20 protein-coding genes are annotated in these 23945 nt (G+C 71.4%); 10 read left to right on the top strand and 10 right to left on the bottom strand.

Going from position 1 to position 23945, the window contains the following annotated elements:
* Window positions 1-2 precede the first annotated feature (2 nt).
* The 6 genes from ACX9TP_RS38740 to ACX9TP_RS38715 all read left to right on the top strand — a co-directional run bounded on the left by ACX9TP_RS38740 (window position 3) and on the right by ACX9TP_RS38715 (window position 7531).
* Entirely contained in the window at window positions 3-869 is an 867-nt protein-coding gene (locus ACX9TP_RS38740; RefSeq protein WP_482975698.1) for a response regulator, read from the top strand.
* A complete protein-coding gene (locus ACX9TP_RS38735) occupies window positions 866-2098 on the top strand; it encodes a CheR family methyltransferase (RefSeq protein WP_482975697.1) in 1233 nt (410 codons plus the stop codon). Before ACX9TP_RS38740 ends, ACX9TP_RS38735 begins: the two co-directional genes overlap by 4 nt.
* Window positions 2095-2640, top strand: a complete 546-nt coding sequence (locus tag ACX9TP_RS38730) for a chemotaxis protein CheW (RefSeq protein ID WP_482975696.1) — start codon at window positions 2095-2097, stop codon at window positions 2638-2640. The genes ACX9TP_RS38735 and ACX9TP_RS38730 overlap by 4 nt, the downstream gene beginning before the upstream one ends.
* Window positions 2630-4816, top strand: coding sequence for a hybrid sensor histidine kinase/response regulator (locus ACX9TP_RS38725; protein WP_482975695.1), 2187 nt, complete (start codon window positions 2630-2632; stop codon window positions 4814-4816). Before ACX9TP_RS38730 ends, ACX9TP_RS38725 begins: the two co-directional genes overlap by 11 nt.
* Window positions 4816-5865 carry a chemotaxis protein CheB gene (locus tag ACX9TP_RS38720; RefSeq protein WP_482975694.1) on the top strand — a complete coding sequence of 350 codons (1050 nt, stop codon included), beginning with the start codon at window positions 4816-4818 and terminating at the stop codon, window positions 5863-5865. The genes ACX9TP_RS38725 and ACX9TP_RS38720 overlap by 1 nt, the downstream gene beginning before the upstream one ends.
* Before the next feature lie 70 nt (window positions 5866-5935).
* A complete protein-coding gene (locus tag ACX9TP_RS38715; RefSeq protein ID WP_482975693.1) occupies window positions 5936-7531 on the top strand; it encodes a methyl-accepting chemotaxis protein in 1596 nt (531 codons plus the stop codon).
* A 168-nt stretch (window positions 7532-7699) separates the two neighbouring features.
* Here ACX9TP_RS38715 and clpA read toward each other — a convergent pair whose 3' ends face one another.
* From clpA to ACX9TP_RS38690, 5 genes are all read right to left on the bottom strand, one after another.
* Entirely contained in the window at window positions 7700-10009 is a 2310-nt protein-coding gene (gene clpA, locus ACX9TP_RS38710; RefSeq protein WP_482975692.1) for an ATP-dependent Clp protease ATP-binding subunit ClpA, read from the bottom strand.
* A gap of 3 nt (window positions 10010-10012) precedes the next feature.
* Complete coding sequence (locus ACX9TP_RS38705) at window positions 10013-10336, bottom strand: ATP-dependent Clp protease adaptor ClpS (protein WP_163998010.1); 324 nt, start codon at window positions 10334-10336, stop codon at window positions 10013-10015.
* 43 nt (window positions 10337-10379) lie between these two features.
* Window positions 10380-11540: a GNAT family N-acetyltransferase gene (locus tag ACX9TP_RS38700; RefSeq protein WP_482975691.1), complete on the bottom strand. Its 1161-nt coding sequence runs from the start codon at window positions 11538-11540 to the stop codon at window positions 10380-10382.
* A gap of 98 nt (window positions 11541-11638) precedes the next feature.
* Window positions 11639-12079: a hypothetical protein gene (locus ACX9TP_RS38695; RefSeq protein WP_482975690.1), complete on the bottom strand. Its 441-nt coding sequence runs from the start codon at window positions 12077-12079 to the stop codon at window positions 11639-11641.
* A 19-nt stretch (window positions 12080-12098) separates the two neighbouring features.
* Window positions 12099-12662, bottom strand: a complete 564-nt coding sequence (locus tag ACX9TP_RS38690; protein WP_482975689.1) for a DUF2378 family protein — start codon at window positions 12660-12662, stop codon at window positions 12099-12101.
* A 162-nt stretch (window positions 12663-12824) separates the two neighbouring features.
* Between ACX9TP_RS38690 and ACX9TP_RS38685 the strand changes: the two genes are divergently transcribed.
* The 3 genes from ACX9TP_RS38685 to ACX9TP_RS38675 all read left to right on the top strand — a co-directional run bounded on the left by ACX9TP_RS38685 (window position 12825) and on the right by ACX9TP_RS38675 (window position 14960).
* Complete coding sequence (locus tag ACX9TP_RS38685) at window positions 12825-13391, top strand: NifU family protein (protein WP_482975688.1); 567 nt, start codon at window positions 12825-12827, stop codon at window positions 13389-13391.
* A 143-nt stretch (window positions 13392-13534) separates the two neighbouring features.
* Window positions 13535-14305 (top strand): class I SAM-dependent methyltransferase, encoded by a 771-nt coding sequence (locus tag ACX9TP_RS38680; protein WP_482982285.1) that lies wholly within the window; start codon window positions 13535-13537, stop codon window positions 14303-14305.
* 58 nt (window positions 14306-14363) lie between these two features.
* The gene (locus ACX9TP_RS38675; RefSeq protein WP_482975687.1) at window positions 14364-14960 is read left to right on the top strand and encodes a 5' nucleotidase, NT5C type; all 597 of its coding nucleotides are present in this window, start codon (window positions 14364-14366) and stop codon (window positions 14958-14960) included.
* Here the strand turns inward: ACX9TP_RS38675 and ACX9TP_RS38670 are convergent.
* Complete coding sequence (locus tag ACX9TP_RS38670; RefSeq protein ID WP_482975686.1) at window positions 14957-16849, bottom strand: RluA family pseudouridine synthase; 1893 nt, start codon at window positions 16847-16849, stop codon at window positions 14957-14959. The two genes, ACX9TP_RS38675 and ACX9TP_RS38670, sit on opposite strands and share 4 nt — an antisense overlap.
* Window positions 16850-16899: 50 nt before the next feature.
* Window positions 16900-18486, bottom strand: coding sequence for a hypothetical protein (locus tag ACX9TP_RS38665; RefSeq protein ID WP_482975685.1), 1587 nt, complete (start codon window positions 18484-18486; stop codon window positions 16900-16902).
* Between the two features lie 148 nt (window positions 18487-18634).
* Between ACX9TP_RS38665 and ACX9TP_RS38660 the strand changes: the two genes are divergently transcribed.
* Window positions 18635-19264, top strand: coding sequence for a DNA-3-methyladenine glycosylase I (locus ACX9TP_RS38660; RefSeq protein ID WP_482975684.1), 630 nt, complete (start codon window positions 18635-18637; stop codon window positions 19262-19264).
* Between the two features lie 3 nt (window positions 19265-19267).
* Here the strand turns inward: ACX9TP_RS38660 and ACX9TP_RS38655 are convergent, their stop codons facing one another.
* The 3 genes from ACX9TP_RS38655 to ACX9TP_RS38645 form a co-directional block, all read right to left on the bottom strand.
* Window positions 19268-21454, bottom strand: coding sequence for a methyl-accepting chemotaxis protein (locus ACX9TP_RS38655; RefSeq protein ID WP_482975683.1), 2187 nt, complete (start codon window positions 21452-21454; stop codon window positions 19268-19270).
* Between the two features lie 232 nt (window positions 21455-21686).
* Window positions 21687-22829 carry a THUMP domain-containing class I SAM-dependent RNA methyltransferase gene (locus ACX9TP_RS38650; protein WP_482975682.1) on the bottom strand — a complete coding sequence of 381 codons (1143 nt, stop codon included), beginning with the start codon at window positions 22827-22829 and terminating at the stop codon, window positions 21687-21689.
* Between the two features lie 56 nt (window positions 22830-22885).
* Window positions 22886-23638 (bottom strand): lysophospholipid acyltransferase family protein, encoded by a 753-nt coding sequence (locus tag ACX9TP_RS38645; protein ID WP_482975681.1) that lies wholly within the window; start codon window positions 23636-23638, stop codon window positions 22886-22888.
* Window positions 23639-23945 lie beyond the last annotated feature (307 nt).

Genomic DNA, 23945 nt, shown 5'->3' with positions numbered 1-23945 from the left:
CCGTGAGCCTGCCGTCCCTGCTGCTCGTCGACGACAGCGACGCGATTCTCGCGCTGGAGCGCGCCATCCTCTCCGGCCACTACACCATCCACACGGCCAGCAATGGCCGTGAGGCGCTGGAGAAGGTGGGCCGGCTCCATCCGGAGGCGGTGCTGCTGGACCTGTCCATGCCGGAGATGGACGGCGACGAGGTGCTCCAGCGGATGAAGGCGGACCCGTCCACCGCGGGCATCCCCGTCATCATCATCTCCTCGGAGAAGTCGCGCGCCGAGGCGTGCCTGGGCCTGGGCGCGGAGGCCTTCCTCGCCAAGCCCTTCCGCGCGGACGAGCTGCTGCACACCGTGGGCGAGTCCATGGCCAGCGCGCGGCGCCGGGCCCGCACGGGCTCGCTGCTGGTGCTGCGCGTGACGGTGGGGGAGCTGGAGTTCGCCATCCCGCTGGACGCCGTGCGCGAGGTGCTGCTGCACCCGGCGACGCGGCCCCTGCCCACGGGCCCGGCCTACCTGCGCGAGTACGTCGAGGTGCGGGGCCACGCGCTGTGCGTGCTGGACGTGGCGCGCCGGCTGGGCGTGGAGCACAAGCTGGCGCGCGTGGAGCGCATGCTGGTGGTCATCGAGGTGGACGGCGTGGCGCTGGCGCTGGCGGTGGACACGGTGAAGGACCCCGAGGAGTACGCCGCCGCGGACGTGGAGCGGCGCGAGCGCGTGGGCGGGGCCGACCATGGTCCGCTGCGCGAGGGGCTCATCGGCATGCTGCGCTCCGCCGGGCGCGCGCTGCCCATCCTGGACCCCAAGGTCTTCATCGCCCGCGGCCTGCTGCGCGAGCTGCCCACGATGCTGGAGGCCGCGGAGGCCAGGCGGAGCGCATGAGCGGCGAGCTCGACCCGCGGCTGCTCACCCGCGCGCGGGAGGTGGTGGCCGCCATCACCGGCTTCCGCGACGACGCCATCGCCACCGAGGCGATGGAGCGCGTCATGCGGGCGGAGCTCACGCGCGGCCGCTCCGCGGGAGACCTGCTCGGAGAGCTGCTGCACCCGGTGTCCTCGCTGTCCAGCACGCTGGCGCGCGCGGTGCTGGTGGGCGAGACGTACTTCTTCCGCCAGCCGGAGCACTTCCGCTTCATCGCCCAGGAGGGCGTGCCCGGGGCGCTGCGCCGGGGCGCCCTGGCCCTGCGCGGCTGGAGCGCGGGCTGCGCCACCGGCGAGGAGGCCTACTCGCTGGCCGCGTGCCTGCAAGCGTCGCTGCCGCACGGCTTCCCGGTGGAGGTGGTGGGCACGGACCTGCAGGAGTCCAGCCTGGAGACGGCCCGCCGCGCCACCTACGGCTCCTGGTCCCGCCGCGAGTCCGCGCCGCGCCTCTTCCCCCTCTACGTGGAGACGGGGGAGCGCGAGGTCACCATCCTTCCCGTCGTCCGCCGCGTCACCACCTTCGCCCAGGCCAACCTGCTGACACCCCTGCCAGAACGGTTCGGCCGCTTCGACTTCATCCTCTGCCGCAACGTGCTCACCTACTTCACACCGGCCGCGCGTGACGCGGCGATTACCCTCCTGTCCCGCACGCTCAACCCGGGCGGGCTGCTCTTCCTGGGCGCCGTCGAGGCGGACCGCGTCCCCAAGGGCATGGTGCGCGAGGGCCCTCCGGAGCTGCAGGCCTTCCGCCTCCCCGCCCCCGGCGAGCCCGCCGCGCCGTCCTCGCGTCCTCGCGTCGCCGAGAGCGCGCGGGCGCCCGTGCAGGCCCGGCGGGTGGCGTCGGCTCCGGCCGCCGCGCCCGCTCGCGCCGCCGCCGCGCCGCCGCCCGAGCCCTCGCGGCTCCACCTGAATGCGCTGGAGCGCATCGAGGAGGGGGACGAGGTGGGCGCCACCGCCGTGCTGGAGGCGCTGGTCCGCCAGTCGCCGGACTACCTGCCGGGGCTCTTGGAGCTGGCCCTGCTGCGGGAGCGCTCCGGGTCGCGCGAGGCGGCCGTGCCGCTGATGCGGACCCTGCGCACCCGCGCCGAGCGCCTCCCGCCCGACCAGCTGGTGGACGGGCCCGAGGCCCTGCCGGCGCGCTTCTACCAGGCGTCCGCTGACGCCTACCTCAATCAGGGGACGCTGGAATGAAGGTCACCCCGCGGACGATGGAAGAGGCGCAGGAGACGGAGGCGCGCGAGCTGCTCGAGCGGCGCGCGTCCCGCCTGCGCGAGCAGGGCGAGACGGCCGTCGAGGAGGCCGTCCACTGGATTGCCGAGTTCCCCCTGGGCGAGGAGCGCTACGCGCTCTCCCTGGAGACGCTGCGCGCCGCGCTGCCCCTGAAGATGGTGACGCCGGTGCCGCTGTCGGCCCCGCACGTCGTCGGCGTGCTGCGCTTCCAGGGGCAGGTGCTGGCCGCGCTCAGCCTCGCGTCGCTCCTGGGCGGCCACGGCTGGCGGCAGGACCCCGCCGTGCTCCTGGTGGTGGACCGCGGCGACGGCGAGCTGTGCGCGCTGGACTGTGAGGCCATTCCCCGCCCCACCACGCTGCCCATGAGCGCGGTGGAGGCCGCGCGCGTGCGCGCCGAAGGGGCGGTGATGGAGGTCTTCACCCAGGACCGCCAGCTCATCCACCTGATTGACCTGAAGCGCCTGTTCGCCCTGCGCGGGACGGGAGGACGTCATGCCCGTTGATCCGCTGCTGCAAGGACTCGTCGCCGGCTTCGCCGTGGAGGCCCAGGAGGTCATCCAGAAGGTCACCATGGACCTGCTGGAGCTGGAGCGCGACGGCCTGGAGACGGACGCGCTCTCCAAGCTCTACGTGCGGCTGGGCCGCCACCTGCACACCCTGAAGGGCAGCGCCTCGTCGCTGGGCATGCAGGACCTGGGCGACATCGCCCACAAGCTGGAGGACGCGCTCGCTCCGCTGAAGGCCAACCCGCAGAAGATGCCCCGGCCGGTGGTGGACATCCTCCTGCACGGGCTGGACCTCTTCATGCTGCGCGCCCAGGCCCACGCGGACGGGCGCGGGGACGCGCTGCCGGACCCGGCGGCGGCCCTGGCCCAGCTCGTGTCGGAGGCGCCGCCTCCGGAAGAGGCCGCGGCCATGGGGGCGTCCGGCTCCCTGAAGATGTCCGTGTCCGCCGCGCAGGTGGCCACGCAGGTGGAGGTGGAGCCGCCCGCCCCGAGCGCGGCGGCCGAGCCCGCCTCCATGGTGCCGGATGTGGCGCCCGAGTCGGCGGACGCCGGCTGGCGCGTGTCGGCGCGGCAGGTGACGGCGCTGATGCGCGAGGTGGAGCGCCTGCGCGAGGTGCGGCTGCGCTTCGAGGAGCGCGGCCGCGAGCTGGACCGCGTGGTGACGCTGCTGGCGAAGCAGGGCCTGCTGGCGGAGACGGCCGAGGCGCGCTCGCAGCTGTCGGGCACGTCGCGCACGCTGCGCACCGACGGCGAGGAGACGGGCGACATCGTCGAGGCGCTGGAGGAGGGCCTCAAGGCGATTACGACCCGCCCGGTGCGCACCATCCTGGACCCGCTGCAGCGCATGGTGCGCGACTTGTCGCGCCAGCTGGGCAAGGAGGCGCGGCTGTCGGTGGTGGGCTCGGAGCTGTCGCTGGACCGGCGCCTCCTGGAGAAGCTGCAGGGCGCGCTGGTGCACCTCTTGCGCAACGCGGTGGACCACGGCCTGGAGCTGCCGGCCCAGCGCGAGCGCGCGGGCAAGCACCACGAGGGCGCCCTGACGATGCGCATCGAGCAGCAGGGCAACCTGCTCTACCTCGAGTGCGCGGACGACGGCGCCGGCATCGACGTGGAGCGCGTGAAGAAGGTGGCGGAGTCTCGCGGCGTCGTCACCGCCGAGGAGACGGCGCGGCTCAACGAGAACCAGGTGCGAGACCTCATCTTCCGCCCCGGCTTCAGCACGCGCGCGGACGTGACGGACACGTCCGGCCGCGGCGTGGGGCTGGACGCGGTGCGCGCCTCGGTGGAGGCGCTGCAGGGCCGCATCGAAGTGGCCAGCACGCCGGGGCAGGGCACGCGCTTCGTGCTCACCCTGCCGGTGGACCTGGGCAGCTCCCCGGTGCTGGTGGTGCGCGCCACGGAGACGCTGGTGGGCCTGCCCATGCTCGCGGTGGAGGCCACGCAATTGGCCCGCGCGGACTCGCTCCGCCTGGGCAAGCGGCGCGCGCACCTGGAATACCAGGGGCAGCTGTTGCCGGTGGTGGACCTGGGGGCGCGGCTGGGGCTGCGCGCCCTGGCGCCGCCCGCGGAGGGGCAGCCGCTGCTCATCGTGCAGAGCGGTGGCAAGCGCGTGGCGCTCGCGGTGGACGCGGTGGTGGGGGACCGGGACCTGGTCATCCGCCCGCTGCCCTCCGAGGTGCGGGACGTACCGGCCTGGCAGGGCGCGGCCACGCTCAGCCGCGGCGAGCTGCTGCTCATCTGCCGCCCGGACTGGCTGGTGACGGACACGTCGCAGGCGCAGGTGGTGGCGCAGAAGCGGGCGCTGGTGGTGGACGACTCGCTCACCGCGCGCGCGCTGCACCGGGCCATGCTGGAGGCCGGCGGCTTCACGGTGCACCTGGCCGCCAGCGGCGCCCGGGCGCTGGACCGGCTGGCGACGGACAGCTACGACGTCGTCATCTGCGACCTGGACATGGAGGAGATGGACGGCGTGCAGCTCATCGCGAAGCTGCGCGAGCGCAAGGAGACGGCGTTGCTGCCCGTCATCCTCGTCTCCGCGCATGACAGCGCCGCGGCCCGGGAGCGCGGCATGGCGGCGGGCGCGGACGGCTACCTCAGCAAGCGCGAGTGCGCCGCGGGTCGCCTGCTGGCGGAGGTCCTCGACGTGATGAGCCGCAGGGGGAACCGGGCGTGATGGGAAAGCGGTCCATCCGCGTCCTGGTGGTGGATGACTCCCCCACCATGGCCAACACGCTGACCGCGCTCCTCACCGAGGAGCCGCGGATTGAGGTCGTGGGCCGTGCCGGTGACGGCAACCGCGCCGTGCAGCTCGCGCGGCTGCTGCGTCCGGACGTCATCACCATGGACCTGCTGCTGCCGGGGCTGGACGGCCCGGCGGCCATCGCCGCCATCATGTCCCAGTCGCCCGCGCGCATCCTCGTGGTGAGCGCGGTGGCCGAGGAGCGCGGCGTGGACCTGGGCTTCCAGGCGATGAGCGCCGGCGCGCTGGAGCTCATCGGCAAGCCCAACGTCTCCAATGGCGAGGAGCTGCGCAAGTGGGGCCGGGATCTGGCCCACTCGGTGTGCCTGATGGCGGAGGTGCCCGTCATCTCGCGCCGCCCGCGCACCGGCGTGACGCCGCCGCCGCCCACGGGCGCCCGGGTGGACGTCTTCGGCATCGTCGCCTCCACCGGCGGCCCGCCCGCGCTGGCGGACCTGCTGGCCAAGCTGCCCAAGGACTTCCCCGTCCCGCTGCTCATCGCGCAGCACATCACCGTGGGCTTCACCCAGGGCATGGTGCGCTGGCTGTCCCAGGTGACGCCCCTGCCGGTGGACATCGCGAAGGAAGGCGAGCGGCTGGAGCCGGGCCGCGTGTACTTCCCGCTGGACGGGCATGACCTGCTGGTGGACGCGGCCGGCCTGGCGCGGCTGCAGCGCAGCAAGGGCGGTCCGTGCCCCAACGGTGACGTGCTGCTGGCGTCGTTGGCCTCCGTCTTCGGCCGGCGCAGCGGCGGCGTGGTGCTCACCGGCATGGGGGAGGACGGCGCTCGGGGCCTCCTGGCCATCCGCAACGCGGGCGGCGTCACCTTCTCCCAGGACGAGGCCTCGTCCGTCGTCTTCGGCATGCCTCGCGCCGCGATTGAGCTCAAGGCCACGGACCAGGGCGTGCCCCTGACTTCCATGCCCGAGCTCATCCTCCAGAGCTGCTCCATGCCCGGCTTCCGCGGGGGCCCCTCCCGATGAGCCCCTGTTCCCACTTCCACCCGTCCCCTCGAGGGTGCGCTCCTGACGTCGTTTCCCCGGTGGTGATTCCGTGAAACCTTCGCAACCTTCGCTCACCACGCAGTTGAGCCAGCAGTTCCGCCAGTCCCTGGGGCTGGCGCCGAAGTTCATCCTCCTCACCGCGGTCATCAGCGCGTCGCTGGCCCTGTGCCTCACCGCCATCGCCACGCAGCGGCTGGAGAGCGGCCTGATGGCCAACCACACGGAGGAAGGGCAGCTGGTGGCCCGGAGCATCGCCGTGGCCGCCGAGCAGGGCATCACCGCGGGCGACGGCACGCTCCAGCCCATGCTGGACGTCACCCGGGACAGCGACGACCTGGACTACATCTTCGTCCAGGACGCCAGCGGCAATGTCGTGGCGCACTCCTTCGCCAGCACCTTCCCCGAGCCGCTCAAGGCCGCCGTCGTCGAGGCGGGGGACGCGGCCGTGGTGGAGCTGGAGTTCGGTGACATCCGGGTGCGCGCGGTGAACGTCGCCGCCCCGGTGGCCGGCGGCAAGCTGGGCACGGTGCACGTGGGCATGTCCCTGGAGCACATCGCCAGCCAGGTCTCCGAGCTGCGCTGGCGGATGGCGGGGTTCGCCCTGCTGCTGGTGGCGCTGGGCGTGGCGGTGGCCGCGCTGTTCGGCCGCAGCATCGTCCGGCCGCTGCGCAACCTGACGGAGGTGGCGGGCCACATCGTCGAGTCCGGGGACCTCACCCGTCCCATCCAGGTGAAGAGCGGCGACGAGGTGGGCCGGCTGGCCAACTCCTTCGCGCAGATGGTGGGTCGGCTGCGCGAGGTCACCCTCAACCTCCAGCAGGCCGCCACCGCGCTCACCCAGTCCACCGAGCACCTCAACGCGTCCTCCGCCGACCAGGCGCAGACCATCTCCCGGCAGGCCGCCGCCCTCCAGGAGACGCAGGTGACGGCGCAGGAAATCAAGCAGACGTCGATGCTGGCCGCGCAGAAGGCGGAGAGCGTGCTCTCCGTGGCCGAGCGCGCTGACGCCCTGGCCAAGTCGGGCGAGGCCTCCATCGAGCTCACCATGGCGGGCCTCAACGACATCCGCGTCCAGGTGGGCGAGATTGCCCAGAAGATTGTCGAGCTGGGCGAGCGCACGCAGCAGATTGGCGGCATTACGCAGACGGTGAAGGACCTGGCGGACCAGTCCAACATGCTCGCGCTCAACGCGGCCATCGAGTCCGTCCGCTCGGGCGAGCATGGCAAGGGCTTTGGCGTGGTGGCCCGCGAAATCCGCGCGCTGGCGGACCAGTCCATCCAGGCCACCACCCGCGTGCGCGAGCTGCTGGACGACATCGCCAACTCCGTCACGGCCGCCGTGCGAATCACCGAGCGCGGCGCCGAGCGCATGGAGGCGGGCCTCGCCCAGGTGCGCACCAGCGGTCAGAACCTGCGCGAGCTGTCCTCCATCGTCCAGGACAACGCCGCCGCCGTCCGTCAGATTGCCGCCGCCGTGAGCCAGCAGAACGTGGGCATCAATCAAATCACCCTGGCGGTGAATGACCTCTCCAAGATGATGGACGAGACGGTGGCCCGCATCGGCTCCACCGGCGAGGCCGCCACCACGCTGCAAATCATCTCCCAGCAGCTCTCCAGCGCGGTGAAGAGCTACCGCGTCGGCTGAAGTCGCCGGGCCCGCGCGCCCGGAAGCACAAAGGCCCCGACTCCACCTGGGAGCCGGGGCCTTTTCATGTCCGGCGCTCGCGGTGGGGGGCTCCGCCGCTTCGGCAAGAAGAAGGCCCCGACTCCACCTGGGAGCCGGGGCCTTTTCATCTCCCGCGTCTGGCGCCTGCTAGGCCGGCGCCGCCTCGGCGGTGGCGGGCTTCGTCTGCAGCTTCAAGCCGTCGCCCTCCACGTCGTAGCGGGCGACGCCGCCGTCCTTGAGGTCCCCGAAGAGGAGCGCCTCGGCGAGCGGCTTCTTCAGCGAGTTGTCCACGAGGCGGGCCATGGGGCGCGCCCCGAAGGCCGGGTCATAGCCGTGCTCGGCCAGCCACGCGCGGGCGGCGGGCGTGAGCTCCAGCTTCACCTTCTTCTCGTCCAGCATCTTCTGGAGGAGGCGGACTTCCTTGTCCACGACCTTCAGGATGATTTCCGGCGGCAGGCCGGAGAAGAGAATCCACCCGTCGAGCCGGTTGCGGAACTCGGGGGTGAAGGTGCGCTCAATCGCCTTCTTCGCGCGGGTGCCGTCCGCCGGCTTCGCCAGGTCTCCGAAGCCAATGGCCTTGGTGCTCATCTCCTGGGCGCCCGCGTTGGTGGTGAGGATGAGGACGATGTTGCGGAAGTCGGCCTTGCGGCCGTTGTTGTCCGTCAGCGTCGCGTGGTCCATCACCTGGAGCAGGATGTTGAAGAGGTCCGGGTGGGCCTTCTCGATTTCATCCAGCACCAGCACCGCGTACGGGTGCTTGCGCACGGCGTCCGTGAGCAGGCCGCCCTGGTCGAAGCCCACGTAGCCCGGAGGCGCGCCGATGAGCCGGCTCACCGTGTGCTTCTCCGAGTACTCGCTCATGTCGAAGCGCAGGAACTCCACGCCCAGCGTCTGGGCGAGCTGCTTGGCCAGCTCCGTCTTGCCCACGCCCGTGGGGCCGGAGAAGAGGAACGAGCCGATGGGCTTCTCCGGCGCACGCAGGCCGGAGCGCGCCAGTTTGATCGCGCTGACCAGGTCCTTGATGGCCGCGTCCTGCCCGAAGATGACCGCCTGCAGCTCCTTCTCCAGACTCTGGAGCTGGACGCCCTCGCTGGCGGACACGCTCTTGGCGGGAATCTTCGCCATCTTCGCCACGACGTTTTCGACGTCCGCGGCGGTGACGGTGTTGGTGCGCTTGCCCTCCGGCTTGAGCCGCTCGGCGGCGCCCGTCTCGTCGATGACGTCGATGGCCTTGTCCGGGAGGAACCGGTCATTGATGTGCTTGGCGGACAGCTCCGCCGCGGCGCGGATGGCCTCCGGCACGTACTTCACGCCGTGGTGCTCCTCGTAGCGGCTCTTCAGCCCCTCCAGGATGAGGACGGTGTCCTCCACGCTGGGCTCGCCGACTTCAATCTTCTGGAAGCGGCGGGACAGCGCCCTGTCACGCTCGAAGGCGGCCTTGTACTCCTGGAACGTCGTCGAGCCGATGCAGCGCAGCCGCCCGCTGGCCAGCGCGGGCTTGAGCAGGTTGGACGCGTCCATGGAGCCGCCGCTGGTGGCGCCGGCGCCCACAATCGTGTGGATTTCGTCGATGAAGAGGATGGCGTCCTTCTGCTCCTGCAGCGCCTTGAGCACGCCCTTGAGGCGCTCCTCGAACTGGCCGCGGAACTTGGTGCCCGCGAGCAGCGCGCCCATGTCCAGCGAGTAGACGACGGAGTTCTTCAGCGCCTCCGGCACCCGGCCCTCGTGGATGAACAGGGCCAGGCCCTCCGCAATCGCCGTCTTGCCCACGCCCGCCTCGCCCACGTAGAGCGGGTTGTTCTTCCGGCGGCGGCAGAGCACCTGGATGGTGCGCTCCAGCTCCTTCTCGCGGCCGATGAGCGGGTCGATGCGCCCCTCCTTGGCCTCGATGTTGAGCTGGGTGGTGTAGGCCTCCAGCGGGCTCTTCCGGGGAGACTCACCCTCCTCGTCGTCCCCCATGGGCGCGCCGCGGCTGGCCGCGCCCTCGGAGGCCTCGCCCCCCGCGCCCTCTCCGTCCTTGGAGATGCCGTGGGAGATGTAGTTGAGCAAATCCAGCCGGGTGACGCCCTCCTGCTGGAGCAGGTAGAGCGCCTGGCTCTCCTCCTCGCGGAACATGGCCACCAGCACGTCGCCGCCGTCGATGAGCTTCTGCTCGGCGGACAGCGCATGCATGGCGGCGCGGTGGAGCACGCGCTCCACGCCAATGGTCTGCTGGGGCTCGGCCTCCACGCCCTCGGGCAGCCGTTCGACCGTCTCCTCCAGGAAGGAGACCAGCCGCTCCTGGAGGCGCTTCACGTTGGCCCCGCACGCCCTCAGGACTTCGCGGGTCCGCGAGTCCTTCGTGAGCGCGAGGAGCAGATGCTCCAGCGTCAGGTACTCGTGGCGCATCTTCCGCGCCTCTTCGAGAGCGGTGCGGAAGCTGGCCTGCAACTCTTTGGCAATCAGCGGTCCTGCCACGTTTCAACCTTCCTCGGGTTCCATGGAGAGCCGCAGGGGAAACCCATTCTCCTGAGCCGCGGCCTCCACCGTCTTGACCTTCGTTTCGGCGACCTCGAACGTATAGACGCCGGCAACCCCGACCCCGTTGTAATGAACGTGCAGCATGATCTGCACGGCATCCGTCTCCGACTTGTGGAAGATCTCCTTGAGCACGGCGACAACGAACTCCCGCGTCGTGTAGTTGTCGTTGTGCAGGAGCACCTTGTAGAGGGTGGGCCTCTTGAGCTTCTGCTTGGGTGCTGACTCCGTGACGACGGAGGTATCGTGCTCGTGCTTCTGCGCCATGGGTGTGTCGGGCTCCCTTTAATGACGTCGGGAGGGGGGATTTTCAGGCCCCCTCCTTGAAACCGGTTTCTGCCCGCCACTGGGGCAGGCCGCCTTCCACGGCTGCCCGCTCGTGGGCCAGGAAGCCGCGCACGGCGCGGTCCAGGCCGGGGTGGAGGAGCAGGTGCGCACTGTATGTGAGGTGCGGCTCGAATCCCCGGGTGAGCTTGTGCTCTCCGCCGTGGCCCGGCTCGAAGCGTGAAAGCCCCCGGGCGATGCCCTGCTCCACCGGGTGGTACAGGCAGACGTTGAAGTGCAGGAAGGGGTGCTCCTCGAAGCAGCCCCAGTAACGGCCGTAGAGGACATTGGGGCCAGCGAGGTTGAACGCTCCGGCCACCAGCCGTCCTTCCCGGCGGGCCTCCACCCACTCACAGCGGTGCCGGAAGCGGGCGAGCATGCGCGCGAAGAAGTCCGGGGTGAGAAACCGCATGCCCCACGGGTACTTGTCCACCGTGGAGGCATACAGGCGGTAGACAGTCTCTGGGTCCACCTCCGCCAGCGCGTCGCCGCGCAGGGTGCGCACCTCGATGCCCTGGGACGCGGGGGCGCGCAGCTCGCGGCGCAGCTGGGTGCGCCGCTTGGAGTGGAAGCGCTCCAGGAAGTCGTCCAGCGTGCGGTAGCCCTCGTTGCGCCACTGGTACTGGACGCCCAGGCGCAACGCGAAGCCCTGGGCCTCCAGCACGGGCAGCTCCTCCTCGGTGGGGAAGAGGACGTGGACGCCGGACAGGCGCTCGGCGCGGGCGTACTCCTGGGCGGCGGCGTACAGCTCCGCCTCGCGCGCGCGGCGGTCCTCGCCCGGGGCCACCAGCACGCGGCGGCCGGCGGCGGGGGTGAAGGGCACGGTGATGACGAGCTTCGGGAAGTAGCGCAGGCCCGCGCGCTCGGCGGCGGTGGCCCAGGGCCCGTCGAAGACGAACTCGCCGTTGCTGTCGTCCTTGAGGTAGGCGGGCGCGGCGGCGACGAGGCGCGAGCCGCGCCACAGCGTGAGGTGGCGGGGATGCCAGCCCCGCTCCGGCACCGCGCTGCCGCTCTGCTCCAGGCTCTCCAGGAAGGTCCACTCCAGGAAGGGCAGGCCGGCCTCGTCCACCAGGGCATCCCACGTGGCACGGGGGACCTCGGTGATGGAGGGCAGGATGCGCAGGGTGGTGGGCAGCGGGGTGGACATCGCGGCGGGTTCGGGTGGGCTCGGGCGCCGAGCCCCTGGCTGGGTAGCGCGAGCCTATAACGGTGCGCCCCGGGGGCCGCCAGCGGCCGCGCCCCGGACTACTTCCCGCGTGTCAGCTCCGCGGCAAGGAAGCGTCCGGCTTCCGCCACTCCCTCGGCGCCCCGGCGGCGGCCCTCCTCGGTCTCCATGACACGGCGCGCGGCGTCGCCCGCGGTGCCGACCTCCAGGTCCGCGAGGATGAGGAAGGCGCTCCACGCGGGGTTGAGGGTGGCCGCCTTGCCGGGCCGCAGGGGGCGGTCGCCCAGCGTGGCGGCCACCTTCTCCAGCAGCCCGTCGTCGGTGAGCCGCTTCGCCTTGCCGCGCATGGCCTCCCACGCGGCCTCCAGCAGCGCGGGCAGCATGCGCCCGGCGAGCGCGGTGGACAGCCGCTGCGAGGCCTCCTCCTCGTCGATGTTGTGGGCCTGCGCGTAGGTGGGCATCAGCTTCGCCACCACCACGGCACGGGTGGCGAGGTGGGCGAGGCGGGGAGGGTAGGGCACGGACACTCCTGGGGGCGGGCTACCAACGCACCAGCAGACGGTAACCGTCGGGGCTGCGTTCCTCCACGGTGATTCGCGGCTGCACGGACGTCAGCTCCAGCATCCGCTCCAGGCCGCCCGCCATCAGGTCCGGCCGGTTGTAGCGGTCCGTGAGGTGGATGCGGCGGCCGCGCTCGCCCACGGGCGTCAGCGTCACCGCGATGTCCGTGCGGCCCATCATCGCCAGGTAGCGCGGCACCCGCTCCAGGGCGCGCAGGGGGCCAATCATCGGCAGGGCCACCGCGGCGACGCGGCCCACGAAAGTCTCAGCGAAGCCCGTCACGAGCATGCGGCCGAGCTGCCGGTAAGCGCCCTCCTCGCTCAGCTCCGGGTACACCTCCTGGCGTGCCAGGGTGACGGTGCGCTGCCAGAGCTGGATGGGGTAGTCCATCTCCGGCTTCTTGATGTCGTAGCCGAGCGCCGCCAGCTCCGTCACCAGCCGCCCCTCCGCCTTGAGGCCCCGCACGAACAGCCCCTCGAACACGCTCGCGGGCACGCGAGGCGTCGGAACGGGCGTTTCCTGGGAGCGGCGGTGGGTGCTCATCAGCATGTGCCTCCCAGTATACCCCATTCCACTGGAGGTTCTGGAAGTTCTTGGAATTCTTGTTGAAGAGTGGCAGGGCGGAGGAGGGGACGTTTGCTTCTTCGAGAGTCGGGTTGCTATGGGGCAGCCGGCGCCTTAGAGGAAGGGCCTCAGGAGAATTGAATGTCGGTGAACATCCAGCTCGAGTGGACCCCGAACCCCAGCACGCTGAAGTACGTGGTCGACCGGAAGCTGTTGGCGGGCGGCGCGCTGAACTTCACGAACCGGGACGACGCCCAGGCGAAGTCTCCGCTGGCGCACAAGCTGATGGACGTGCGTGGCGTGACGGCGGTGATGATTGGCAGCAACTTCGTGACGGTGACGAAGGGCGAGGAGGGCGAGTGGGACGAGATGAATGACGCGGTCATGTCCACGCTGGACTCGCACCTGACGGCCAACGAGCCGGTGGTGGACGAGGCGGCGGTGGCGGCGGCGCGCCAGGCCTCGTCCGGCTCGGAGGGTGGCTCCATCCAGGCGCGCATCCAGGACATCCTGGACAGCGAAATCCGCCCGGCGGTGGCGATGGACGGCGGCGACATCACGCTGGACCGCTTCGAGGATGGCATCGTCTACCTGCACATGAAGGGCTCGTGCGCGGGCTGCCCGTCGTCCACGGCCACCCTGAAGATGGGCATCGAGGGGCGCCTGCGTGAGGCCATCCCCGAGGTGCTCGAGGTGGTGTCCGTCTGAGGCGCAACGTCAAGGCCTCCCAGGTCCGGCGGGAGCTGTTGCCGGACCAGTCCCCGGCGCTCCTGCGCGAGCTGCACCTGCTCACGCGCGAGGGGAACCTCAACGCGGACGCGCTGCGCAAGCTCAAGCAGGTCAACCACCTGATGGGCCTGTTGCGCCCCGCCATCGAGGACGTGCAGGCGCGCCACCCCGACTCCGTCATGGTGGACGCAGGCAGCGGCAACGCCTACCTGGGCTTCGTCCTCTACGAGCTGTTCCTGAAGGACGCGGAGAAGGGGACGCTGCTGTCGATTGAGGGCCGGCCGGAGCTGACCGAGCGCGCGAAGGGGCGCGCGGAGCGGCTGGGCTTCAAGCGGATGCAGTTCCAGACGGCGCACATCGACCAGGGGCAGTACCCGGAGCGCATCCACCTGCTGATGGCGCTGCACGCGTGCGACACGGCGACGGACGACGCGCTGGTGGCGGCCATCCGCCACGGGGCGGACCACGTGGCGGTGGTGCCGTGCTGTCAGGCGGAGGTGGCCGCGCAGCTCAAGGAGAAGCGGCCGGTGGTGGCGGGCAGCGGCGCCATGTCGCAGCTGTACGCGCACCCGTGGCACCGGCGCGAGTTCGGCTCGCACCTGACGAACGTCATCCGCGCGCTGACGCTGGAGGCCTTCGGCTACCAGGTGACGGTGACGGAGCTGACGGGCTGGGAGCACTCGCTGAAGAACGAGCTGATTCTCGGGCGCAAGGTGCACCGGGAGAACCGCCGCGCCCGCGTGCAGCTGGAGCGGCTGTTGGCGGAGACGGGCGTGGCGCCGAAGCTGACGCGCGAGCTGGGCGTGAAGCCCTCCGTGCAGGCCGCCCCGGAGGCCGGGACGGAGCCGGCTGCGCCGGAATCCCCCGAGGCTCCCGAGCCCGCGGGCGCTTGAGTCCCACGGTGGGCCGCTCCCGAGCGGCCACCGTCCGGGCTGGAGTAGAAGGGCCCTCATGTCAGACACGGTGAAGCGGTCGGAGCTGGTGGCGCTCGTCGACATGGACGGGACGCTCTGCGACTACCAGGGGGCGATGCTCCGGGACTTGGAGCGGCTGCGCAGCCCGGGCGAGCCTCCGCTGACGGCCGAGTTCGAGGACTCGCCGTGGCTGCGGGCGAGGCAGGAGCTCATCCGCGGGCAGCCGGGGTGGTGGGCGCGGCTGGAGCGGCGGCCTCAGGGCTTCGACGTGCTGGAGGCGTTGCGGGCGCTCGAGTTCGAGCTGCACGTGCTCACCAAGGGCCCGGCGAACTCGACGAACGCGTGGGCGGAGAAGCTCCAGTGGTGCCAGGCGCACGTGCCGGACGCGCGCGTCACCGTCACCATGGACAAGGGGCTCGTCTACGGGAAGGTGCTGGTGGACGACTGGCCGGAGTACATCCACCGCTGGCTCACGTGGCGGCCGCGCGGACTGGTCATCGTCCCCGCGCAGCCGTGGAACGTGGGCTTCGAGCATCCCAATGCGCTGCGCTACGACGGCACCAACCTGGCCGAGGTGCGCGCCCGGCTGCGGGCCGTGAGGGACGCGGCGCTGGCGAAGCCCGGTGACGCCTAGAACGGCGCGGGCTGCTCGAAGGTGACGGGCTGGCCCGTGCCCGGGTGCAGGAAGGACAGCGCCTCCGCGTGCAGGAGCAGGCGCTCACCGGGGTGCCCGTAGAGGCGGTCTCCGACGATGGGGGCTCCGAGGCCGAGCGGATGCGCCGCGTGGACGCGGAGCTGGTGCGTGCGGCCGGTGCGCGGGAAGAAGGCCACGCGGGTGCGCTCGGCGGAGCGCTCCAGCACGTGCCACTCCGTCACCGCGGGCTTGCCGTGGACGGGGTCGTGAATCTGCCAGGGCCGGTCATCCAGGTCCACGCGGATGGGGAAGTCGATGGTGCCCCGCTCGCCCTTCACGAGCCCCTGGAGCCAGGCCACGTAGCGCTTGTGTACCGTCCGGTGGAGGAACTGCCGCTGCAGCGTCGCGTGCGTCCTCGGGTCCAGCGCCGCGACGAGCAGCCCCGACGTGTCCAGGTCGAGCCGGTGCACGAGCAGCGGGCCTGTCGCGTGGGGATACCGCGCGCGCAGCCGGGTGAGCACCGAGTCCGTCAGCGACGCCTCCCGGCCGGGCACGGAGAGCAGGCCCTGGGGCTTGTCCACCACGACGAGCCACGCGTCCTCGAAGAGGATGGACAGTCCGTCGCTCGTGGACGCGGCGGGAGCGAAGGCCCTGGGCGGCGCGACGGACAGGCCTTCCAGCATGTACGGCAGCAGGGGCCCGCACTTGTCCCGGCATGCGGCGTAGAACGCGCCGGAGACACGGCCTCCCGAGAGGGGAGGGGCACCCCACCAGAACTCCGCGAGCGCCAGTGGCTGGAGGCCGAGCTTGAAGGCCTGGGCGAGGAGCTTCGGCGCGGCGCAGTCCGCGGCACCCGAGGGGGGCTCGCCGGAGGTGAACAAGGCGCGGAGGGGACGGCGCTCGCCTCTCGCGTTCGGCACGCCGTAGGTGTCGTGAAGGCGCTTCATGAGCGTGCGGCTGACGATGCGGCGCAGCCGCTCCAGGGCCCGCAGCCGCCGCTCCAGTCGCTTCAGCTCCGACGCGAGCGTCCGCTGTTCTTCTTCCTGTGCGGCGTCCAGTCGGCGGGCCTCCGCCTTGTCGCCCCGGCTCTCCTGGTCCAATGCATGAAGCGCCGCACGCCGCGCGGCTTCACCGGGTGACGCGGTGGCCGGCTCCGGCGCCTGACGCTCCGCACGCTGCGCGGCTTCACCGGGTGACGCGGTGGCCGGCTCCGGCGCCTGACGCTCCGCACGCTGCGCGGCCGCATCGGGTGACGCGGTGGCCGGCTCCGACGCATTGAGTGCCGCACGCCGCGAGGCTTCATCGGCTGACGCGGTGGCCGGCTCCGGCTGGCGCGGTGCCAGCTGCGTGAGCGCCAGGGGCTTCTCCGCGGCCGTGAACTCCGCCCTGCGCGCGTGGCGCTGCTTCCGCCGCTCCTCATGCCGGGCCCGCATCGCCGCGCGCTCCGATGCATGGCGCGCCTGCTGCACTTCGAGCGCGGCTCTCAGTTCCACCAACTCCGGCGACGCACGGTGCGTCTCCGTGCGAGCGTGGAGCGCCTTCACCACGGCCTCGCCCTCGGGCTCCAGCTGGCCTCGCACCTCGCGGTCGAACAGCGGAGGCACGAAGCCGGGCACGTCCCACCGTCCCGCGAGCATCCCGGAGAAGGCCCGCAGGTAGCCGATACGTCCGTCCGGCTCTCGCACCACGAGCACGCCGAACATCTTCCCGCCCTCACGGCCCTCCAGCACCGAGGCCGGAATCCCGGGGGCGACAAGCCCCGCGCGAAGCTCCGCCTGCAGCTGCTCCGCGGCCCGCCGGGCGAGCGCCTGGGGCCCCTGCTCGTCGAAGGGGCTCGGAAAGCAGCCCGCGACGTCCGCCGTCGCGGGCTGCGGCTCGAACGGTGTCACCCACGTCTCCACGGCTCATCGGTAACACGAAACCGTGGAGACGCGGCGCCTCACTGGTACTGCCAGTTCGGCTGGTACTCCTTGTAGACGACGAACTCGTCGTCCGCGTACAGCGTGGGCGAGTTGACCTCGAACGTCAGCTCCAGGCCCACCGACTGCGGATGGGCTCCCCAGACGCTCTCGCCGCACGGGTAGTTGTACGACCACCAGTCGCTGCACCAGGTCTGGTACCAGGCATACGACTCGTAGAGCTGGTTGTAGGGCACGAAGCTCGACGGCGCGCTCTGCGCGTAGGTGAACGCCGCCTTCACGGACTTGAGCGTCACGCCGGCATTCGGGTTGACGACGTAGCTCGGCGCGGCGAGCGTGTAGTCGGCCGTCTCCTGGCAGGAGAGAATCTTCCCGTAGTCGTCGTAGCAGCCGGAGTACCAGTTCGCGATGAGGACGGTGGGCTCCGTGTTGAGGTTGAAGACGCCCCACGGAATCGTCTGCACGGGCCGGTAGAAGTCGGGCGCGGCGGTGCCGGTGTGCAGCGCGAAGTCACCCATGTCGATCTGCTGCACGGTGGTGATGGTGCCGGTGAGCGCCAGCGCGCCCTCGAAGTTCATCGGCTCGCGGCGGGCCTGGCCCGTCTTGCCGCCCATGAAGAACTTCACGAAGCCCACCAGCGCGCCGATGTACGGCGCCGCGCTGACCGCCCCCGAGGCGAGGAACGTCTGCGCCGGCGCCACCCACCACGGGTCCGCCGTCGCCGTGTTGTCCGTCTCCTTCTTCACCCGCGCCGCGAGCGCCGCCTTCTGCGCATTCACGTCCTTGTAGTACTTGTGCCCCGCGTTGTACGCGCCCACCAGCGTGGAGAAGGCGTTGGTGTTCGAGGACGACGGCGCCGAGCTGTCGATGACCTGGTTGAGGTTGAGCGAGCCCTCGAGCGCGACCTGGCTGATGTCCATGCCGTGCAGCTCCAGGTGGAGCTTGGCGTCGGGATGGGCGTTGGGGTCATACCCGAACAGCGTGAAGTCCGCCCAGGCCCAGCCATGGTTGATGGCCATGCGGCCCATGAAGTCGTCCTGCTTGGCCTTGTCGTAGTCCGCGAGCGACGCCTTCACCGTGTCCGTGAAGGTCATCAGGCCCGCGGTGCTCGTCGTGCTGCGGAAGGACAGCTCCGCGCGGTACGCCGTGTACGCGAGGTTCTCCGCGTTGTAGTACATGAAGCGCAGCGTGCCCTTGTACTTGTTGTAGAGCGCGAAGAAGGGCATCGCCGGGGCGCTCGTGGGCGTGCCGAAGTCCCGGTACACCAGCATCCAGCCATCCGCCGGGTACATGTCCTTCTCGTCCGTCGCGAGCGGGTGGCCGCTCGTGAAGAAGGGCAGCTGCACGTTGTTGAGCTGGACCGGCGTGGCGCCGTTCTTCGAGTAGTACATGGTGTGGCCGGCCCCGCTGACCGTCCAGTCCCACGTGGGGCTCAGGTTCGGGTCTCCTGGCGGCACATAGCGGCCATTCAGGATGCGGTCCTTCTTCGGCTGGCGGATTTGCGTCTGTGTCTGCACCTGCGTCGGCGCGGCCATGGCCGGTCCGAGCATGAGGATGCCCATCAGCGCCATCGCGCGATGCGCGACGGTACGCGTCGTGCTCATCATGGGGGTTGCTCCGTGTGGAGGGTTGAGCACCCAGAAAACGTGCGGCCCCAGGATTTGTCGCAAGGCGTGACACAGTTGTTGAAGTCACACCCCGGAGCCTGCACACGAAGCGAAGTGCTCCTCGCGCGCGACGTGCGAGGATGACGGGATGATGGAAGGACTCGTCGAGGGAACGGACGGAGTGCGGCGGTGCAGGTGGGCGGGGAGCGCACCGGACTACATCGCCTACCACGACACGGAGTGGGGCCGGCCGGTGACGGAGGACCGGCGCCTCTTCGAGAAGCTCTGCCTCGAGGGCTTCCAGTCGGGCCTGAGCTGGCTCACCATCCTCCGCAAGCGCGCGGCCTTCCGCGAGGCGTTCCTCGACTTCGACTTCACCCGGCTGGTCCACTTCACCGGGCGTGACGTGGAGCGGCTCCTCGGCAACGCGGGCATCGTCCGCCACCGCGGGAAGATTGAGTCCGTGGTGAACAACGCCCGCCGCGCGTGTGAATTGGTGGAAGAGGAGGGCTCGCTCGCCGCCTTCGTCTGGCGCTTCGAGCCCTCCGAGGCCAGCCGGCCCCGCCGCCTCACCTGGGAGGTGCTGCGGAGCATGCCCACCACACCCGAGTCCACCGCGCTCTCCCGCGAGCTGCGCCAGCGGGGGTGGAGCTTCGTGGGCCCCACCACGTCCTACGCCTTCATGCAGGCGATGGGGATGGTGAACGACCACGTGGACGGCTGCGCGCTCCGGCACGAAGCGGAGCGCTTGCGCACGTCCCTGCGCCGGCCCGGGTAGGGGCTACCGCGCCGGCACCGCGCTGTCGTCCAGCGTGCCGGAGCGCAGGGCCTGGTCGGCGACGCCGGACATGCGCTCGGCCAGCGAGTGCACGGAGCGGGTGACGGTCTGCGTCTCGTCCACCACCTTGAGCGTGCGCTGCATCTGCCCGGACAGCTCCTGGATGGCCTGGGCAATCTGGTGGGTGCCCGCGTCCTGCTGGGCCACGGCGGAGGTAATCTGGCGCACGCTCGAGCTGGTATCGCCGATGATGGCGGCCAGCTTCTGGAGCTGCGCGCCGGAGGTGCGCACCGCGTCCAGGCTTCCGCGCACGCGCAGCTCGCCCTGCTCGCTCACCTTCGCGGCCTCGCGCATGCTCGCGCTCACGCCGTCGAGCACGTCGCGGATGCGCTGGGTGGCCTGGATGGACTGGTCCGCGAGGCTGCGCATCTCCCGCGCCACCACGCCGAAGCCCTTGCCGCTGTCGCCGCTGCGCACCGCCTCGATGGCGGCGTTGATGGCCAGCATGTTGGACTGGTCCGCGAGCGTCTTCACCGCGTCCACGATGCCGGCGACCTCCCGGGTCCGCGTGTCGAGCGCGAGGATGCGGCTGGCCATCTCCGACACCTCGGTGCGGATGGCGGAGAGGTCCGACAGCGTGCGCTCCAGGGCCACGCCACCGTCCCGCCCCACCTGCTCGGCCGTTTCCGCGGAGGCGGCCAGCAGGCGGGCCTTGTCGGCCGTCACGTGCGAGCTCTGGCGGATTTCCTCCACCGTCTGCTCCAGCTGCTGGAGCGCCGTCGCCTGGCGGCTGATGCCCGAGGTCTGCTCCTCGCTCGTGGCGCGCAGCTGCTGCGCCACCGCGGCCAGCTCTCCGGCGCCGCTGCCCATGCTGTCCGCGAGCTGGCGCACTTCCTTCCTGCGCGACTCCAGCTGGCGCGTGTGCTGCGCGAGGGACTGCATCACCACCGACGAGCGGCGCCCCACGATGCCCACGAGCGACAGCGTGAGCGCGAGGAAGCCCCAGTGCAGCTGGCTGTCCGCCGTCTCCATCAGGCCGAGCATGGGGAGGGTGCTGTGGACGCAGAAGACGAAGAAGACGCCCAGGCCGACGAGGAAGATGCGGGCGTCGGCGTTGCCGCGCCAGGCCTCGACGGCCGCGACGCCGACACAGACGAGGATGCCGGGGAGCGAATAGAGGACCATGAACGGCAGGATTCGCTGGGCCGCGCCCAGGTCCACGAGGACGAGGACGCCCTGGATGGCCGCTGGCACGGAGACCACCGCGGCGCCGGTGCGGAACCAGCGCATCCGCCCCTCGCCAATCGTGTCGGAGATGAACCACGCGAGGCCCGGAAGGATGCAGTACGAGCCCAGCAGCGTGAGCTGACTGCTGGTGGCGGTCAGGTCCCAGAGCGCGGGGAACAGGGCGCTCGTGCCGAGCAGCATCACGCCCGAGCCACCGGCGAAGATGGTCAGCGCCATCAGCATCCGGTACTGGCGGCGCAGCAGGGCCGCGCCCATGGTGAGAAGGCCGATGGCGAGGAGGAACGTTCCCATGACGAAGGGGGCCAGTCCCGCTCGCGTCACCATGGCGAGCAGCTCATGGCGAGGGCCCACCCGCGCGTCACGTGTCACACCGATGGCGGGTCCGGTTCCCTGGATGCGCAGCAGGAGGCGCTGGCCCTTCACCGAGGGGGGCAGCGGCACCAGGTGCCAGGCCATGTTTTCCATGGCCTCGCGGCCGGCGGGATTCACCTTCCCGCTCGTGTAGATGCGCTGGCCGCCCGCGTACGCCTCGAAGGCGTTGGCGACGGTGCCGAGGTAGAGCGCTGGCTCAAACCACTTCCCCTCGGGCACGGGGATGCTCAGCCACAGCAGCGTGTTCGTGCCACGGCCCGGCGGCACGCGCAGGGCGGCCACGGGCTGCCAGCCTGTCTCCGTGCCCGTCTCCTTCGCCCAGCTGGGCGCCCCGTCGGGGCCGATGGGAGAGTCGCCCCAGCGGAAGCGCCACCCATCCATCGCGGGCACGGGAGCCTGCGCCGTCGCCGCGTGCGCCAGGGGCGCCATCATCAGGACCAGCAGCAGCGCGGTGCCGAGGGCGGCGAGGCGCGGGCCCCTGCGCGGAGGCCCTTTCGCGAAGGACCTCGCGGGAAGGGAGAGGGCGACAGCTGCCGTGGGCACCAGGGAGAAGACGCGGGAGAGACCCATGTAACGAGGGATGGTCCGGCGTCTGAGACATGAATGTAAACAGGGTCTGATACAACCCCCGGATGCCTGCTGGCTCTGGAGCGCACGGCTTCCGCTTCTTCCGGTGTTTCATGTATGAGATTGAGCCGCCCGGCTGGCTGCACACCGTGCGCGAGCGCGCTGCCGCGAGAGCAGGCGAGCGCGGCCCCGGCCACGCTCCGGCGCGTCCCCGAAGCGCGGGACGGGTGGGGCCCTACGCCCCCGTCAGCAGCAGGCGGCAGCGCAGGCCGCCATTGCGCACGGGGAGGCTTCGCGCCCCGGGCAGGTCCAGCGCCTTCATCAGCGCGGCGTCGTCCGGGAGGATGACCGCTGCCCGCCAGCCCGCGAAGCCGCGCCGCAGCGTGTGGCCCAGCGCGCGGTAGAGCCCGGGCAGGTCCTCCGCCTCACCCACGCGCTTGCCATAGGGCGGATTGGCCACCACCAGCCCGGGCCCCGGCACGGGCGCCGCCAGCGTGCGCACGTCCTGGCGCTCCAGCGCGAGCGTCACCCCCGCGCGGCGGGCATTGCGCCGCGCCGTGCCCAGCGAGCCCGCGTTGATGTCGAAGCCGTGGAGCGTCGCGCGCGGAGCGGGCAGGGCCTCCGCCTCCGCTCGCGCCTTGAGCTTTGCCCACGCCGCGGCATCGAAGCCGGGGAAGGACTCGAAGGAGAAGGCGCGCTGCAGGCCCGGTGCGCGGCGCATGGACAGCCACGCGCCCTCGATGAGGAAGGTGCCCGAGCCGCACATCGGGTCCACCAGCGGCTCCGTGCCGTCATACCCCGCGAGCCGCAGGATTCCCGCCGCGAGCGTCTCGCGCAGGGGGGCGCGGCTCACCTCCTGCCTGTAGCCGCGCCGGTGCAGCGGCTCGCCGCTGGTGTCCGCGCTCACGGTGAAGGCGTCGCCCTCCACGCGCACCAGCAAGGTGAGGCCCGCACCGCCTCCCTCCTCGTCGAGCGGGCCCGCGTGCTCCACCGAGGGCAGGCCCCAGGCGTAGGCGGCCGCGGAGAACACCACGTCTGGCCCCGGCACCGGAGAGCGATGCATGCTCACCGACAGCTTCGGCGGCGTGCGCCCGTCCCAGAGGCGTGACAGCTCCAGCGCGCCCAGGTGCTCGGCGAGGGTGTCGGAGTCTCCCGCGCGGAAGGCGCCCAGGCGCAGCAGCACGCGACTGGCGGTGCGCAGCCGCAGGTTGGCCTCCTGGTGCAGGCCGGCCGGGCCTTCCAGCTCCACGCCGCCCTCGACACGGCGCGGCTTCCAGCCCAGCGCGGACGCCTCCGCCTCCAGCGCGGGCTCCAGGCCGGGCAGCGTGGACACATAGATTTGTTCTTCGGCTCGGGGGCTCGTCACGGCGGGCCCCATTGTCCGCGTCCCGGCGCGGGCCGCAACGACTCATTCCGGGACGCGGAGGCCACGCCTCACGGTCCGGGCGCGGCGGGCCGCTCCGGCTCCCGGCTCACCGAGGCGGGCGGAGGGTCCTCCCCGTACACACCGCGGTACTCGGGCGGCAGCAGCGCGGCCACCCGGCGCATCATCGCGTCCACCAGCGCCTGGCGCGCGTCGTCGGCCCCGGCCACCTCCGGCTCCAGGTCCTCCACGCGGAACGGCCGGCCGAAGCGCACGAAGACGTCGGCCTTGAACAGCCGCTCGCCGCCCATGTCCGTGTCGTTGATGGGCATCAGCTTCTCCGTGCCCTGCAGCGCCACCGGCACCACCGGCACGCCCGCGCGCTTGGCAATCAGCGACACGCCCTTCTTCGCCTCCAGCAGCGCGCCCGTGCGGCTGCGCGCGCCCTCCGGGAAGATGAGCACGGACTGGCCGCCCTTGAGCGTGTCCACCGCGCGCCGCATCGCCTCGATGTCCGCCGAGTTGGGCTTGATGGCGATGGTCTCCATCACCTCCGACGCCAGCCGGGTCATCGTCGTGCTCTGCAGCTTCACGCCCGCCAGGAAGAAGACCTGCCGCGGGCGGAAGGCCCGGTCCAGCGTGAAGCCGTCCGCGTTGGACAGGTGGTTGCAGATGAAGAGGCAGGGCTCGTCCGGGATGTTCTCCCGTCCCTCCACCACCTCGTTCGCCAGCGTGTCCCAGACGCGGTTCATCAGCGCGCGCACCACGCGGCGGCGCGCCCGTTCCGGCAGCATCGACATCAGCTCAAAAAGAATGCGCAGCACGCTTCGGTCGCCTCCATCTCGGGACGGCCCGAGAGCATGGCTCGGCTGGAGCCCGGGCGGGCGACCAGGATTTTCCGGGGCCCCAGTCCCGCCACTACCCACCAGAAGATGTAGTCCCGTCCGGCGGCACCAGTCATCACCCACTCCTGCCCGCTGTCCGCCCGCACGGCCGGCCGTCGGGCAGGCAACGCTCCCCACCGACCGCGGGACAGACCCGCTCCGCCCTCTCGTGGCCACGGCCCGCGCGGTACACGACGCGCCGCTTTGCGTCAGACGCGGAGCGTAAAGGCGTCGAAGCGAGGCCCCG

This window comes from Pyxidicoccus sp. M15 (assembly GCF_056858435.1).
Note: the sequence above shows the minus strand (reverse complement) of the source record. Positions and strands in the feature narration are given on the sequence as shown.